General features: G+C 41.6%; 7 protein-coding genes. 4 read left to right on the top strand and 3 right to left on the bottom strand.

The window, feature by feature from the left end; translation table 11 throughout:
* Positions 1–60 precede the first annotated feature (60 nt).
* Both ACEYW6_RS03800 and ACEYW6_RS03795 read right to left on the bottom strand, forming a co-directional pair.
* The gene (locus ACEYW6_RS03800) at positions 61–9192 is read right to left on the bottom strand and encodes an amino acid adenylation domain-containing protein (protein WP_412978682.1); all 9132 of its coding nucleotides are present in this window, start codon (positions 9190–9192) and stop codon (positions 61–63) included.
* Between the two features lie 34 nt (positions 9193–9226).
* Positions 9227–9805: an aspartyl/asparaginyl beta-hydroxylase domain-containing protein gene (locus ACEYW6_RS03795; RefSeq protein WP_412978681.1), complete on the bottom strand. Its 579-nt coding sequence runs from the start codon at positions 9803–9805 to the stop codon at positions 9227–9229.
* Between the two features lie 248 nt (positions 9806–10053).
* On the opposite strand from ACEYW6_RS03795, the gene ACEYW6_RS03790 reads away from it, so the two are divergent.
* The gene (locus ACEYW6_RS03790) at positions 10054–10818 is read left to right on the top strand and encodes an SDR family oxidoreductase (RefSeq protein WP_196510156.1); all 765 of its coding nucleotides are present in this window, start codon (positions 10054–10056) and stop codon (positions 10816–10818) included.
* Positions 10819–10954: 136 nt separating this feature from the next.
* Positions 10955–12772: a tetratricopeptide repeat protein gene (locus tag ACEYW6_RS03785; RefSeq protein ID WP_412978680.1), complete on the top strand. Its 1818-nt coding sequence runs from the start codon at positions 10955–10957 to the stop codon at positions 12770–12772.
* 115 nt (positions 12773–12887) lie between these two features.
* On the opposite strand, the gene ACEYW6_RS03780 is transcribed toward ACEYW6_RS03785, so the two are convergent.
* Entirely contained in the window at positions 12888–14102 is a 1215-nt protein-coding gene (locus ACEYW6_RS03780; RefSeq protein WP_412978679.1) for an FAD-dependent oxidoreductase, read from the bottom strand.
* Positions 14103–14426: 324 nt separating this feature from the next.
* Here ACEYW6_RS03780 and ACEYW6_RS03775 point away from each other — a divergent pair, with 324 nt between their 5' ends.
* Together ACEYW6_RS03775 and ACEYW6_RS03770 are read left to right on the top strand one after the other, a co-directional pair.
* Positions 14427–15170 (top strand): pentapeptide repeat-containing protein, encoded by a 744-nt coding sequence (locus tag ACEYW6_RS03775; protein ID WP_412978678.1) that lies wholly within the window; start codon positions 14427–14429, stop codon positions 15168–15170.
* Between the two features lie 204 nt (positions 15171–15374).
* On the top strand, positions 15375–16850 hold the full coding sequence (locus tag ACEYW6_RS03770; protein WP_412978677.1) for a pentapeptide repeat-containing protein: 1476 nt from the start codon (positions 15375–15377) through the stop codon (positions 16848–16850).
* Positions 16851–17176: the final 326 nt, after the last annotated feature.

The following is a 17176-nucleotide window of genomic DNA, read 5'->3' as shown; positions in this document are numbered from 1 at the left end:
TTTTAATAAAAAAATAATACTTCACTGAACTGGATTGTTTTTTATATAGATGCGGAGCGGTTATTCTAAATCTTCTAAAATTGAATCTAGTTCATTTTCCGATAAATCAACTAAGTGAAAGTCAGTAGCACTATAAAATGAGGAATTGGTGGATGTTGAATCTGTTAAGTATAAGCGGAGGTTGTTCAGATAAATTTCTGCAAGGTTATTGATAGTCTGTCGATGATGAATCTGCTGGCTGTAAGACCAGTCTACTTGCAAGCATTCATTTTGGATGCGAGCATTAATTGCTAATAAGTGGGGACGTTCTTGTTCAGCAAATAATCCTGTTCCTGTAGGAGCATTGCTGATATTGAATAGGTTATTGCTTTTTGACACGTTGTCAGTTGGCCCTAAATAATTGAAACTAATGCCAGTTGGTTGTACAGTGTGTAGCATTTCCTGTAAAGCTTGATTTTGGCTGATGTAACGCAGCAACCCGAAGCTGATACCATGATGGGGAATTCCTCGTAATTGGGTTTTAATTTCTTTAAGCAACACATCCTGATCTGCATTTTTGATCGGTTGTTTTAGAATAATTGGATAGAGAGATGTAAACCAGCCAACTGTTCTGGAAAGATCCAATTCACTGGCTAGTTCTTCTCGTCCATGTCCTTCTAAATCGATCAGCCAACTATCCGATTTGTAAGTGTCGGTTAGCGTTTTTAGTAATGCAGCTAGCATGATTTCTTGCACGCCAGCATGATAGGTGGCGGTTGCTTGTTTGAGAAGAGTATTTGTTTCTTTTGGGGACAATTGGCAAGATATTATGGCTGTACTATCTACTGTGTTGCTTCCAGGGATGACTGGATAATCAACAGGTAATGGGGTGACAGAAGTAGAGAGAATATTTTGCCAAAATGGAATGTCTTTGATGAATTCATTTGAGTCAGCCAGAATTTGCAAAGATGTAGTCCACTCTCGATAAGAGGATGTTTTCGGAAGTAAGGAAATAGGCTGGTTATCTATAGCTTGTTGGTAGGCTTGGTTTAAATCTTCCAGCAGAATCCGCCAGGATACGCCGTCTACAATTAAATGATGTCCGAAGAGAAACAGAACGTTTCCATATTCGGTGATATTTGTGGCATATAACACTCGTAACAACGGCGGGCGGTCTAATTGGAAACTCCTGTGTTCTGCTTCCACGATCGCAGTTAAAGTATTTTGCTGTATTTGGGGCGGATAGTTGCTAAGGTCTTCGAGTCGCAACGGGGGACTTTCAGCCAGCCCAGAGTAAGATTGCTCCCATTGTCCTTGATGTTCAGAGAATTTTAATCGCAAAACATCATGGTGAGCAACCAAAGCATTTAATGCGATCACTAATGCATCGATTTTCAATGGTTCCTTAATATTCAAAGCGATCGCTTGGTTCCAGTGATGCGGATGAGTCCAATTTTTAGCAAAAAACCAATGCTGGATGGGTGACAGAGGAACAGTACCAGTTAATGGCTCATCAGGGCGGCGCGACTCACCGGGTGCTAATGGTTTAGCTCTCGCCGCTAGTCGGGACAGGGTTTGAGCTTCAAATATGTCTTTGGGGCTAATCTCCCAGCCAGCAGCACGGGTGCGAGAAACGATTTGCAAGCTAATGATCGAGTCTCCCCCCAACCCGAAGAAATTATCATCGGGATTGACGGTTTCTAACCCCAACACTTCTGTCCAGATTTGGGCTAATATCTCCTCTGTTTGAGTTTTCGGTATGGTTGGGGTTGTTGGTATTTCGTGTGCGGGAAGGGCTTGACGATCAATTTTGCCGTTGGGGGTGAGGGGCCATTGTGTGACTAACACCACAGCACTGGGAATCATATAAGCTGGTAAAACCTCTGCTAAATAATCCCGTAATTCGTTGGTAGTAGGTGGGTTTTCCTTGGGTGTGAGAGCATAAGCTACTATCCGCTTGCGTCCTGGGAGGTCTTGGCGCAGGATTACCACTGCACTGTCTACCGTGGCGTATCTGGTTAAAGCAGCTTCGATTTCCCCTAATTCAATCCGATAACCGTTAAATTTTACCTGAGCATCTTGCCGACCCATAAAGCGGATGTTTCCTTGCAAGTCGTAAACGCCGCGATCGCCTGTTTTGTAAAGTCTAGCTCCCGGTGTTTTGGCTAAGGGATGGGGTATAAATGCCTCTGCTGTTAAGCTGGGGCGATGTAAGTAGCCTCGTGCTAAACTGATTCCCCCAATATAGATTTCTCCAGTTACACCCAAAGCCACTGGTTCTAAAAAGGAGTCTAGGAGGTAAATTTCGACATTAGCGATCGCTTTCCCAATGCTGGGTTCACCGAGTAAATGGGAACAATTCATCAAGCTGGCGCAGACTGTTGCTTCTGTGGGGCCGTAGGCGTTAAAACAGGCGCGTTTCTCTCCACCCCAGCGCCGGAGTAAATCTCCAGAAGCCGCTTCCCCAGCCACAATCAGGGTTTGCAATTGCGGTAAATTTGCAGGTTCAATGGCGGCTAGCAGCGATGGGGGAAGGGTGACATGAGTAATTTGCCAATTGGTTAACGCTTCCCAAAGAGCAGAACTAGGAGAACGATTTGCCTTTTCTTGCAGATATAGAGTTGCGCCGCTACCCAAAGCCATAAAAATCTCAGAAATTGCAGCATCAAAATTCAGAGAAGCAAATTGATAAACGCGACTCTCGGCTGTGACACCGAAACTCGCAGTTTGATTGCATACCAGATTTTGAATACCTGCATGAGACACTAAAACGCCTTTCGGTTTACCTGTGGAACCAGAGGTGTAAATAATGTAGGCGAGATTTTCTGGTCTAACTTTTAAATTAGGACGATTAGAAACATGAGGTATTGATAATTTCCCCTCATCTCCAATAATTATCAATTTAATATCACCTGGAAATAATCCTGGTGGTGGGGCTTCTTTTGTGAGAATCAGACGAGTTTGGCTATCTTCTACAATGAATTGCAGGCGCGTTTCGGGATAACTGCGATCCAGGGGGAGAAAAGCCGCCCCCGCTTTCAACACGGCCAGCAGGGCAATAATAAAGTCTAGGTCAGGGTGAAAATATAAACCGACAATTGATTCATAGCCAATGCCGGTTGAGATTAAGGTAGCAGCTAATTGATTGGCACGTTTTTCTAATTCACCATAGGTAATTGCATCATCGCCACAAACTAACGCCACAGCATTAGGATGTAAATCCGCCGAGTCTTCAAACAACTGATGAGCCGTGCGGAAATTTCCCAAAGCAATAGCATTAGTATTTCCTTGATTTATCATCCGCTCTTGTGCTGATAAAGCCTGGATTTTACCTAAGACAAAATCCGGGTTTTCAGCCAGATTTATCATAATATTTCGCAGGCGTGACAGCAGAATTTTCGCAGCTGTTGCAGACAGTAATTTTGTTTGGTAATTCAGCTTTAACAGCAATCCATCATCTGGAATTACACCGACTGTTAAGGGGTAATTAGTTCGTTCATAAAACTGGATATCATCAACTCGGAAATTCTGTCCCTGTTCTTTTAAACTTTGGTCAACGGGGTAATTTTCAAAGACTAAAATACTTTCAAATAATGATTCTCCCGCCGACAGTGGAATTCCTTTTTGGATATCCGTCAGCTTGCTATATTCATATTCTCGCATCTGCACATGATGCTGTTGAATATTTTCTAACCAAGCGGCGACGGTTACTGTTGGATTGAGGCGAACTCGCATTGGTAAGGTGTTGATAAATAACCCCACCATATTTTCGACTTCTGCAAGTTCCGGCGGTCGTCCAGAAACGGTTACACCGAATAGTACATCTTCTCCCGCACCATGTTTTTGTAAACAAAGTCCCCAAGCACCTTGAGCTAGAGTATTCAATGTTAATCGATGGTTTTTTGCCATCTTTTGTAATTTGGCAAATTCTGCCTGACTTAGGCGTAATTCTACTTCTGCATAGGCAGTTAAATTAGTTACTAATTCCTCTTCTGGCAGTTGCCAAGATAGGCGAGTGGATGTATTAATACCATCCAGAGTTTCCTGCCAAAATTGCTTGGCTTCTTCACGATTTCGAGTTGCTAGCCACTGAATATAATTGCGATAAGGTGGAACGGGAGGTAGGGAATGGGGAACTCGTTGACAGGTTGATTGATAAATAGCGAGAACTTCTTTAAATATTAATGGTAGTGACCAGCCATCAAGGATGATATGGTGATGACTCCAAACCCACTGCCAGGTAAAATTATCTAACTGAATGACGCTAAACCGCATCAATGGGCATCTATCCAATAAAAATCCATTTTGACGATCTTCTATCAGATATTGCTGAAGTTTATCCTCTTGCTGTGCAGGTGAGAAATCGCGCCAGTCTTGTTGTAAAATGGAGAATTGGATAGCTTTACTAACAATTTGCAGAGGCGAATCTTGATTTTCCCAAACAAAGGCGCTACGTAAAATTGGATGTCTATCTACAACGGCTTGCCAAGCAAAATTAAAATTTTCAACATTGAATTTACCAATGATTTTGCCTGTTACTTGTTCAAAGTAAATTCCCTCTTCTGGGTTATATATAGTGTGAAATAGCATCCCTTCCTGCAAAGGAGATAGGGGATAAATATCTTCTAACTTGGAATATTTCTCTTGCAGAATGTCTATATAAGATTGGGGAATTCTAACTAAAGGAAAATCTGATGGTGTATATCCACCTATACCTATTTTTGTACAATGGTTAAGGATATCTAGAAGATTTTGTTGAAATTCACCAGCCCATTTAACAATTGTTTCTTGGTTATGCAAGCTGGAACTATACAACCAATCAACGCGCAATTCTCCTTCTACAACAATACTGTTAATATCAATGATGTGGGGGCGCAAGCCTTCTGGATTTCGTATTACTTCTATCTCTTCATTCAGTAAGCGGAATAACGTATTTTTGCCACTTTCACTTCGCACTTGACCAAGATAATTAAAACTAATGGGTGCTGGGAAAGTTTCAGCAAAACTATTAGCAGTTTCGTTATTGAGATATTTTAAAAGACCATAACCAAACCCTCGCTGGGGAATGGAACGCAGTTGTTCTTTGACGGTTTTAATTATATCTGTCTCTAGATTACTGGCTGGCAATTCTAAACGCAGAGGATAAAGAGTAGTAAACCAGCCAAGGGTGCGAGTAATATCTAAATCTGAGGATAATTCTTCTCTCCCATGCCCTTCCATGATAATTTGTAATGTTTGCCCTTGGGTAATATTCCTCAAAGTTTTACCTAAAGCGGCGATTAATAATTCTTGGGGTTGGGTGCGGTAAGCTTTATTGGCTTTAGTAAGAAATATCTGAGTTTGTTCTTTGGTTAATTTCAAGGAAACTGTTTTAACAGATGACTCTAAGTTGTCTGTCAAAGAGTTGGCGAAATCTAGAGGTAATTTTGCCGTTTCTCCTTTGATAGTATCTAGCCAAAACTGTGTTTCTGCTTGGATATCTGTTGAGTTGGCAAAGGTGTGGAGAAATTGACTCCACTGTTGGAAAGATGTTGGAGGTGATGAAATTTGGCTACCACTAATTGCTTCTACTAAATCCTGAAGTAAAATCCGCCAAGAAACACCATCAACAATCAAGTGATGAATAACTATTAAGAGTCGAGATAGGCGATTTTCTCCCAAATTAAACCAAACAGCACGAGCCAGGGGACCGTTAGTTAAATTAAGCGATCGCTGTACTCGTTCCCCAACTTCCCGCATGGTAATATTTTGTTCAGACTCTGTTTCGAGAGCTAAATCAACTATTTCCCAAGAAAAGGCGGCTTCGTTTTCTGTATAAAACTGTCGCCAAACTCCTTTTTCTTCTTGAAACCGTAATCGCAAACTATCGTGATGTGAGGAAATAACTTGAATCGCGGCTGCAACTGTTGGCGCTTCTAGGGATTGATGGACTTCCAAAAGTATGGCTTGATTCCAATGGTGAGGATTGGGAAGATTGAGGTTAAAAAACCATTTTTGGATGGGACTGAGGGGAACTTCACCTGCAACGATCGCAGTTGGTAGTGCTGGCGATGCCTGCGGCGGGCGAAGCCATCGCATCATTTGCGCTACAATAGCCAACCGTTGGACTGTTTGTTCCTGAAATATTTCTTTTGGCGTTAATATCCAACCTTGGCGGCGCATTTCGGTGACGACTCGCAACGCCAAGATGGAATCACCACCTAAATCGAAAAAATTATCCTCAATCCCTATAGAATCTAAACCTAAAACTTGCTCCCAAACGCGACAAATTACCTTTTGAGCATCAGTTTGTGGTGGTATTAAACTGCGTCTAACAGTAGCTTGATTCCAATTTGGTGCAGGTAATGCTTTGCGGTTAATTTTACCTTGGGCGGTCAAGGGCATAGCATCCAACAACATAAAGGCCGCCGGAATCATATAATCGGGTAAACGCTCTTTTAGGGCTGTCCGCAACTGATTTTGCTCGGTTTGACCGTTCGGTACAATATAAGCCACCAAACGCTGATCGTTTTCAGCTTCTAAGTGGACAATAACTACCGCCTCTGTGACTTGTGGGAGTGCGGCTAAAGCGGCTTCAACTTCCCCTAGTTCAATGCGAAAACCGCGTACTTTCACTTGCAAATCGCAGCGTCCCAGATATTCAATATCGCCATTCGGCAAGCGTCGACCCAAATCCCCTGTACGATAGAGTCTAGCTCCCGGTTGTTGGCTATATGGATCGGGAATAAACCTTTCTGCTGTCAATGTTGTGCGGTTGAGATATCCTCTAGAGACACCCATACCACCCACATAGATTTCTCCTGGGACACCAAAGGGTGAGGGTTCTAAGACATCATCTAGTATATAGAGAGATAAGTCTGGGATGGGTACACCAATGACGCTACCGCGATTTTGTAAAATATCCTCTTCTAGAATGGGACGATAAGTAACGTGAACGGTGGTTTCTGTAATCCCATACATATTGATTAAACGCGGATTGCGAACGCCATAGCGTTCTATCCACGGCTTGAGGCTTTGTAATTCTAATGCTTCCCCACCGAAAATAATTGCTCGTAAAGCGAGTGTGTCTGCAAATTCTCTATCAGCTCGAATAAGTTGGCGAAAGGCGGAAGGAGTTTGATTGAGGATGGTAACGCCTTCTTGTTGTAAAAGGGTGCGAAAGGCTTCGGGAGAACGACTTTCTAAATAAGGAACTACAACTAATTTGCCACCATATACCAAGGCTCCCCAAATTTCCCAAACGGAAAAGTCAAAAGCGAAGGAGTGAAACAGTGTCCATACGTCATTTTCATTAAAGTCAAACCACGCTGCTGTATTTTGCATGAGTCTGACAACGTTGTTGTGAGTTACTACACAACCTTTTGGCTCTCCTGTAGAACCGCTGGTATAAATAATGTAGGCTGCTTGATTAGGGATAATTTGGGAAGCAAAGTTTACATTTGGTGAGATTTCTATCTTGTCAATCACCAATAATTCGGTTCCCACCACCGGAATTGCAGATACCAAAGCTTCTGTTGTTAACAACAAAATAATACCACTATCTTCCGCAATAAAACGTAGGCGATCGCTCGGATATTGAGGGTCTAGCGGTACATAAGTACCACCTGCTTTGAGGACTGCAAGTAAGGAAATTACTAACTCTGCACTCCGTTCTAGAAAAATGCCTACTCGTGTTTCGCTAGTTACTCCTTTTTGTTGTAAAACAGCAGCTAGTTGGTTGGAGCGTTGGTCTAATTCTTGATACGTTAATTTTTTGTCTGATGCAATCAGAGCAATTCTATCGCTATGAGTGCGGGCGCTTTTAATAAAAAGTTCAACTAAATTTGTTGGCTCGAATTTTGTATATTCTGATGTATAACCTAAGGCTAAAAGTTCCTGTCGTTCGCTGGTTGTTAACAGCGGTAAAGCGTTAATGCTAATATCAGGGGTATTAACGGCAGCGATTAATATTTGTTGATAATGAGTTAGTATCCGCTGGGCTGTTTCCGGTGTGAACAAGTCGGTATTATATTCCAGTGCTACTAGCCATCCCTCAGCAGCAGGTTCTAACATCAAACTGAGGTCGAATTTAGCACCACCATTATCTATATAGATAGGTGTAACGATGATTCCTGGTAACTGAATTTCGCCGATGGGTGCATTTTGCAGGGCGAAAAGGGTTTGAAAAATGGGTGAACGACTAGGGTCACGCTTAATTTTCAGTTTCTCTATCAGGAGTTCTAAAGGGACATCTTGATGAGTGTAAGCTTCAACGCAGGTTTGGGATATTCGGCGCAGAAATTGGCAAAATGAAGGTTGACCAGAAAGATCGCCGCGTAGGGGTAAAGTATTAACAAAACAACCAATGAGGTGATCAATTTCATTACGTTTGCGATTGGCGATCGCACTACCGACTATAATATCGGTTTGACCAGAATAACGAAATAGTAAAACTTGATAAGCTGCTAATGCTACCATAAAAAAGGTAGCACCTTCTGATTTCGCTAATGCCTCTAAAGAAGCAGTGAGCGATGCTGACAGAGGTTCGCGCAACACTGCGCCATTAAAAGTTTGTGATGCTGGACGTAATTTGTCTAAAGGTAAATCAAGCACCGGCAGAGGTGATTTTAGTGCTTGTTCCCAGTAAGCTAATTGTTGTTGGATTGACTCTGCTTGCAGCCAATTTTGTTGCCATTCAGCATAATCACCGTATTGAATTGGTAATGCTGGCAAAGAAACTTGTGAACCTTGAACAGCAGCACTATAAAATTCGGTCAGTTCCTTAACAAATATTCCTAAAGACCAGCCATCACTAATAATATGATGCAGATTCACCAAGAGAATATGCTCTTGTGCTGATATTTGATACAAAATCGCTCTCATCAATGGCCCTTTGACGAGGTTGAAAGGGCGACGCGATTCTGTTTCTAAGATTATTTTGAGATTTTCTGCTTGTTTATCTAAAAGTGATTCTATTATTTGATATTCGAGATAAAATTCCTGTTCTGGATGAATTAATTGAACAGGTTCCCCATTTTCTAGAGCAAACGTTGTTCGGAGAATTTCATGCCGATTGATAATTTTACGGAAAGAATCTTCTAGGGCTACTCGTTCAAGATTACCCAATAAACGCAAGGCGATCGGAATATTATATGCAATGTTACCAGAAGAAACTATTTCCTGATACCAAAGTTGCCTTTGAGTGAGAGATAGAGGCAATACATAAACTTCCATAAATCAAATTCGTTTGTGAAGAACAGAATTGATATTAATAATTAGCGGAGGTTTCACTTTGGGATAAAATCTTTAACCAATACTCTTCATCAACAGTTTGGTTGAGTTCTAATGGCTCGGTTAAAGTTGACTCTGGTCGATTAAAGTCGATAAGTAAGACGATTCTAGTTTTATCAGATTTATTCCAGGCTTCATGCTCAAATGTATCGTCAAAAATTAAACACTTACCTTCTTGCCAACTTCTAGTTTCACTGTCTACCCGAATCGCACATTCATCGGGCACAACTAAGCCCAAATGACAGCGCAAAACAGCTTTAGTTGCGCCAAAATGAGGGCCGATATAGGTTCCTGGAGCTAAAGAAGAAAAACCCGCCGTTGTCATCCCTGGTATCATCTCAATTAACCGAGTTGTCTCAGGGCACAATTGGCAGTTTTCCTCAATCTTATTGCTAAAAGCATATAGTCCAAAAACTTCCCATCCTTGGTTATAAATATTTTTTTCTGGCCAATCAATAAAATTTTTCGGCTGGAGTTGCTCTAATTCTTTTCGAATTAGTAGCCAGTTGGCTTCTAAATCTGCGATAAATGCAAACTGATTTGATTCAAAAAACATTTTGCAGTATCTTGTTCCTTGATTTTATTTGTTTATATTTTTATAGACTTCTTGGAAAAATACTCAAAAAGCTGGAATGTTTATGTAGAGCGTGAAGTTAAACCCAGATTGGTGCAAAATGTTAAATTATCTTGCGATTTTCTTTGTTAACTTATATCTGGCTCCGAATATCATTTCTGATTTTTGGACTTTTGCAAGGCGTCTAATGACATCTCAGTTGCTCATCATACCATGTTCTGTAAAATACTATGCAGTTAAAAAATGTTAAAGCAATAGTGACCGGGGCTGCCAGTGGAATCGGACGTTGCATCACTCTAGAGTTGGCTCGTGCTGGTGCCCAAGTGGTTGGCGGGGATTTGGATGTGGATGGGCTGAAAGCCTTGGAAGCAGAAGGTATTGGTTTACCAGGAAATATCTACGGGTTACAGCTTGATGTAGCAAATGAATCAATTGTTAAAGAATTTATTCTTCTCGCTTTTGAAAAGATTGGAGATGCTAATACCTTAGTTAATAATGCGGGTATCCTTCGTGATGGGTTACTAGTTACACGCGACGAAGAGGGGTGGTTACGTAAACTGCCGACGGCACAATGGAAGCGGGTAATTGATGTGAATTTGACCGGTGCTTTTTTCATGTCGCGGGAATTTGCGGCTGTAGCTATTGAGAAAAATATTTCCCCAGCTTTAATAGTAAATATCTCTTCTGTAACTAGGTCAGGCAATCCCGGACAGTCAAATTATAGTGCCTCCAAGGCGGGATTAGATGCAGACACACGGACATGGGCTTTAGAATTGGCATCCTTCGGATTTAGGGTAGCCGGCATAGCACCTGGATTGACGAATACCCCAATCCTCAGTCGGGTATCTCCAGAAGCCTTAGCAGAGATGACTGCCAAAATACCTATCGGCCGCATAGCTGAACCTTATGAAATCTGGCAGGCGATGCGTTTTATTATTGAATGTGATTACTTTACTGGTAGCGTCATAGAAGTGGATGGTGGTGCCCGATTTTAACCTTTGTGTTATCCCATCCGCTTTTAAGGGTGGGATGAGCTTAAATGCTTCAATTTAGGTCACGGATAAAATAAAAGCATTAAACAAGAATCTCTTTGCCTGAAAGCTAGGGAATATCGAAATCCAAAAAAATTACATGAATGCTGAAGACTTCTTAAACCAAGGATTAAACTACAATTTGCAAGGGGATTATCAAGAAGCAATCGCAGCTTACACCCAAGCAATCAAGCTCAATCCTAACTATGGCGAAGCATACCATAATCGAGGGATTATTCTAAGTGGTCAACTCAAAGATTATCGCAGTGCGATCGCAGATTTTAATCGCGCTATAGAAATCAATCCCAATTTTGCCACAGCCTACTGTCATCGAGGTAATGCACGTTACTTTTTAGCCGATTATCAAGGAGCGATCGCTGATCATAACCAAGCATTACAAATCGATCCCAATCTGGCCGAATCTTACCACAGTCGGGGTAATGCTTACTTTGCCTTAGAAGATTACGACAAAGCGATTGCTGATTATATCCACACGATAGAAACTACTACTCAATTAGCTAATAATATCAATATTGATATTGCTAATGCTTATCATAATCGGGGTGTAACTCGTTTTGAACAAGGTGATCGTCAAGGAGCAATTGCAGATTTCCAGCAAGCTTTACAGTGGCATCCCCATTTTGCCGCAGCTTACAGCAATCGGGGTAATATTCACCATATCTTAGAAAATTATCCCGAAGCGATCGCTGACCACGACCGGGCATTAGAATTAGATCCTAACTTGACGGAGGCTTATCATAATCGAGGTAACGCCCACTACGCTTTAGCAGACTATCAAAATGCGATCGCAGATTACAACCGCGCCCTAGAAATAAACCCCAGCTTTGCCCAGGCATATTACAATCGGGGTCTGGTTCTTGCTCATCTCAAAGAATATCACCGAGCAATTGAAGACTTTAACCAAGCACTAAAGTTGAATCCTGATGATGTGCAAGCCTATTGTGAACGGGGTCTTGTCCGTAGTACTCTTGAGGATTATGAAGGTGCGATCGCAGATTATGACCAAGCTTTACAAGAAAATCCGACTTTAGCTTTAGTATATGGCTTTCGGGCCAATGCTCGTCGCCGACTAGGAGACTATCAAGGTGCAATTGAAGATAGCAATCGCCTATTACAACTCAATCCTAGTTTAGCTGAAGGATATTGCGATCGCGCGGCGGCTCGTCGTTCTTTAGGAGATCATAAAGGAGCAATTAAAGATTATGATCGGGCATTAGAGATTAATGATAATTTAGCCGCAGCTTATTATGGTCGGGGTATTGCCCGTGAAGCCCTGCAAGATTTACAGGGAGCAATTGATGATAATAGCCAAGCAATAGAGCTTGTTCCTGAATTTTCTCAAGCGTACTGCAATCGAGGTAATGCTCGTCGTCTTTTGGGGGATGAACACGGAGCGATCGCAGATTATAATCAAGCATTAAAAATTAATCCTGATTTAATTGAAGCATATTACAACCGAGGTTCTACCCACTATGCTTTAGAAGAATATGAAAGTGCGATCGCAGATTACACCCAAGCTTTGCAAATAAATCCCCAATCTGCTGCATTTTACAGCGATCGCGCTAATGCTCGCTATGCCCTAGAAGATTATCAAGGGGCAATAGAAGATTACAGTCGAGCGATCGCGATCGACCCCAGCTTTGCTGAAGACTGGTACAATCGAGGCCGTAGCCGTTCTCTGTTGGGAGACTTACAAGGAGCGCTTGCAGACTTAAACCAAGCCTTACAGCATCAGCCAAATTGGGCTTCAGCTTACATCCTTCGGGCAGATGTCTATCAAAATCTGGGAAACTCTCAAGCAGCAATTGCCGATTTCCAAAAATCCGCAGACTTGTATTACCAAGAAGGAAATATCCAGTATTATCAACAAATTATTGACCTAATTGAACAGCTTTGATGAGGGGATTGAGGATTGGGGATTGGGGATTGGGGATTGGGGATTGGAAAAAGATAAGGAAGAAACTTGTTCAATATTTCTCCCTTGTCTCCCTCATCTCCCCAGTCCGCAGTCCCTACTCCTCAAACCGAAAGCGTTCCATAAAGCGGCGGTCAATGCAATCTTTGTAACGCCACAAGAGTTTGTGAGGTGGTAAAGTGATCATAGCTCGTGTTGCGTAGGCGTAGCCCGTCGCAGACATCGCTCGTCCGTCTCCCGTACCAATTAAACTCAAATATTGTTGCTGTGGTCTATAGGGTTTGAGCGGCTTACCTAATAAAATTCGCTGCAAATTCTCAAATAAAGGCTTACCTTGCCTAACAGCAAACACCCCAGCTTTTGGACGCGGATAATTTACCATTGTGGCAATGTCACCAGCAGCAAATACCTGCGGGTGGGTTTGAGATTGCAACGTGTCCTCTACCAGAATAAAACCTTGCTCATCAGTTCCTAGTCCAGTGATTTTTAACCACTCAGGTGCTGAAGCTTGTGTTACCCAAAAAATTTTATTACACTCTACAGTCAAACCAGATTCACATTTAATCTCAAATATTTCTTTAGTTTCCTTGTGGTTTATAGGTGCGATATTACACACAGTTTCTCCAAGATGGAGCTTAATACCTCGCTCAGTGAGAATTTGCTGAATTTGATGCCGCACTGATTGATGGTAATTGGGCATCAGTTCTTGTCCACGCTGGAATAAATGAACTTCCAGATTTTGAATTGGTTGTTGAGTTTGACGTAAAATCTGATCTAAATGAGATTGCATCGACAATGCCAATTCTACACCGCCAGCGCCACCACCCACGATCGCAATACTAATTGGTTCTTGAGGATTTTTACCTACAGCCTCAATTAGTTCATCCCAATGTTCCAATAGCTGCGATACTGGTTTAGCTGCGATCGCATATTCTGCTGCACCTGATACAGACACTGTGGCCGGAGTGCTGCCAATATCAATAGACAGCACATCAAAATCTACCACCAGTCCGTTAGCACAGAGAACTTTGTGATTTTCTAGGTCTAGGGCAACTACTTTGTCAATATACAACTGGGCTTGAGCAAAGTTCGCTAAAGGTCGCAAGTCAATATGACATTCATCGTGGCTGTAAAATCCAGCAATGTGTCCTGGTAACATTCCAGAGTAGGCTGTCTTTTCGGCTGCGGTAATCAACGTCAAACGGACACCGGGTAAAGGCTTTCTCCCAAACATTTTCAGGACAATCGCATGGCTGTGACCGCCACCAATCAGCACTAGGTCTTTAACTATCGGTTGTAAGTTTTGCTGCATTGAATTACTTAATAACAATCCTATTTGAGTTAACTCAACTGTATTGCTTGATCATTAATGGTTTTTCACAAATGATTTATGACTGCTCTATCACTAATTAGGTATCAATCAAAATCATCATGATTAGGGTTAATTGATTGTGAATAATGAAGAGTGGTGAGTACAACTAATGATAGAGGAAGGTTGGCAGCATATATATTGATGTCTAATTACTCAATAGTTATGTTCTATATTTTGTTTGTTGCATTAGCATATTCAAATACTGACCATGCATGAAACAATAACATACACGACTTTTTTTAACCCTACCTCGACCACTTAAAAATGTTGACAGTAATTATTAATGCTTTTCATGGTATAAAAAATATTTTACCGACAAATAACAGTCAGGTATCAAAAATATATCTGAAGATACAGGATTTTCAGAAAAAAGTTAATAAAATTCCGAATTATTCGCCAAAACAACGTTTAAGAATAGCAATTGAACAACTAGGAGATAACACAAGAGAAACCAACTTAGCTGTAATTAATGATTTAGAGCGAATTGCCCATGACTTTCCACAGTATCACTGGATAATCATAGAGATTCTTACTAATTTTGTCCGAGAGAATGCTCCTTATATACCCCAAGCGGAAATAACCAGCAACCTGCCAACAAAAGTTTGTGTAGATATTCAAGCAGCCCTTACTGTTATCGCCAGAAGAGATATAAACAAAGACCCAGAAAATGAGCAACTTGATTTGAGTCACACGGATATGAGAGGAGCAAACCTAAATAGGGCGAACCTAGAACAGACAAATCTTTATCAAACTAATCTGTCTGGGGCTAACCTCACAGAAGCCAATCTCGCGGGAGCAATTCTCAGTGCAGCTAATCTAGAAGGCGCTAACTTATATTTAGCTAACTTAGAAGGGGCAATTCTTAGTGCAGCTAACCTAAAAGGAGCTAACCTAAAAGGAGCTAACCTGCATTGTGCAAGCTTATATCTAGCTGGGCTGCATGGAGCAGTTCTCAATGATGCCATACTCGATGGGGCAAACCTCAGAGAAGCTAAATTCTCTGAGTAAAATATTAATCCCGCAAGGTGAAAAAGTAAGCTTTTGAGCGATTTTAAATGATTGTTCAATTTTCGCCCTACTTTAATAGTATATTCGATGTCATTACCTAGTTAAATGGGTTGCATGACACCTATTATAATTTTCTGCTAAGTGCTATACTATTTTTCCGCAACATCTAAGTAATAATTCTAGGTTGTAAGGAAAATCTTTACCATGTCTTCTAAAAAGACAGACGCTCTGTTGAATTGGTTGATAACTATAACAGTTATATTTGGCTTCTCATTGACTGTAATTTTCTTTGTATTGTCCAGTATTAAAGAATTGTCAATTCAAGAAAAAATTCAGTATAGAAACCAAGCATTAACAACTACTGCAATAGTTTTTCTCGCATCGGCAGCAATGTTTAATACTTACTATGCAGCAAAGCGTGCCCAAGCGATGCAGAAAAATGCGATCGCAGCTGAGAAAAACCTCGAAATTGGCATTCTGAATGCCAAACTAAATCAAGACAGATTGATTTCAGAACGCTTTATGGGGGCAATTGCCCAGCTTGGGCATGATAAAATTGAAACCCGAACAGGGGCAATTTATGCATTAGAAAGAGTTGCTCAGGATTTTCCTAAAGAACACTGGACAATCATGGAAATCCTCACTGCCTTTGTGCGAGAGAATGCACCTATCCAGCAGGTGAGGGTAGAGCAACAACAGTCGGAATATTCACCAGCACCCTACTCAGGTAGGCGTAGAGGTGGGTCGCGTCCGACACAGCAGTTGGAGCAAAACCTCCATGAAGAATTGCCAGTAATCCGCACTGATATTCAAGCAGCCCTAACTGTCATCGGTAGGCGTAATTTACTCGAAGACCCAAAAAATCAGAAACTTGATTTACGTCATATCAACATCAGACGAGCAGACCTGCTAGGAGTTAATCTGCAACAAGCCGACTTACGTGGTTCTGACCTGAGTGGGGCTGACCTGCGTGGAGCCGATTTGAGTGAAGCGGACTTGAACGGCGCTAAACTTGTTAAGTCTATTCTCTATGAAACCAAATTACCAAAAGCCAGTTTATGTGGAGCAAACCTCTGTTGGGCTAATCTCAACCGCGCTAATCTCTGTGGGGCAAACCTGCGTTCAGCCAACCTCTCTGGAGCAAGTCTGCGTGTAGCTAATTTGCAAGGAGCAAATCTCTATAAAGCTAACTTGCAGCAAGCGACCCTGAAATTAGCCAACCTCTCTGGGGCAAAGCTGTTTTTAGCTAATTTGCAAGGGGCAAAACTCGGTAAAGCCAACCTACACCTAACGGGTTTGATTGGTGCTAACCTTTCTGGGGCTAACTTGAATGGTGCAAACCTTTCTGGGGCTAACTTGAATGCAGCCAAACTCCACCAAACAGAAGTCTATTTTGCCAATCTCTCAGAAGCCAGCTTAACGGAAGCTGACCTGCATCAAGCAAACCTCATCGGAGCCAATCTGTATAGGGCGACCTTTTATCAAGCTAACCTGACTCAGGCAAACCTTATGGGAGCTAACTTTTCAGAAGCTGACCTCAGTGATGTCAAACTGGAAGGGACAATTTTAACAGGGGCTAAAAACTTAGAGTTGCAGCAGATTAGAAAAGCACTTGGCGATCGCACCACTCGTCTACCTGATTATATAGAAGCACCGACAGATTGGCGACAATCAGGTTGAGTATCACAGCATCATTAGTTATTTGGGCGCATTCTACCAGTTTCACTTAATGCTATAGTTTTTACCAAAAGTTCTCGTAATAATTATTCTATGTACTTTTAATTAATTCATTAAACCCTCTCTCTTGTTCTTTCCTTTGCGTTAGCCTGCGACAAGCCGCTGCGTGTCTAAATAAAAAAATAAATCGTCCCTTTTTGAAGCCGAAAATCTAGGACAAGAGCAGATTGAAAAGTTAATTGGCGATCGCACAACAATCTTACCGGAAAATCTTCAACCACCTAAACATTGGAAAGCTTAAGTTTCACCCTTTTAACCTCAAAGTTGAG

The sequence above is a fragment of the Nostoc sp. UIC 10607 genome (assembly GCF_047228265.1).
Classification (GTDB): domain Bacteria; phylum Cyanobacteriota; class Cyanobacteriia; order Cyanobacteriales; family Nostocaceae; genus Nostoc; species Nostoc foliaceum_A.
Note: the sequence above shows the minus strand (reverse complement) of the source record. Positions and strands in the feature narration are given on the sequence as shown.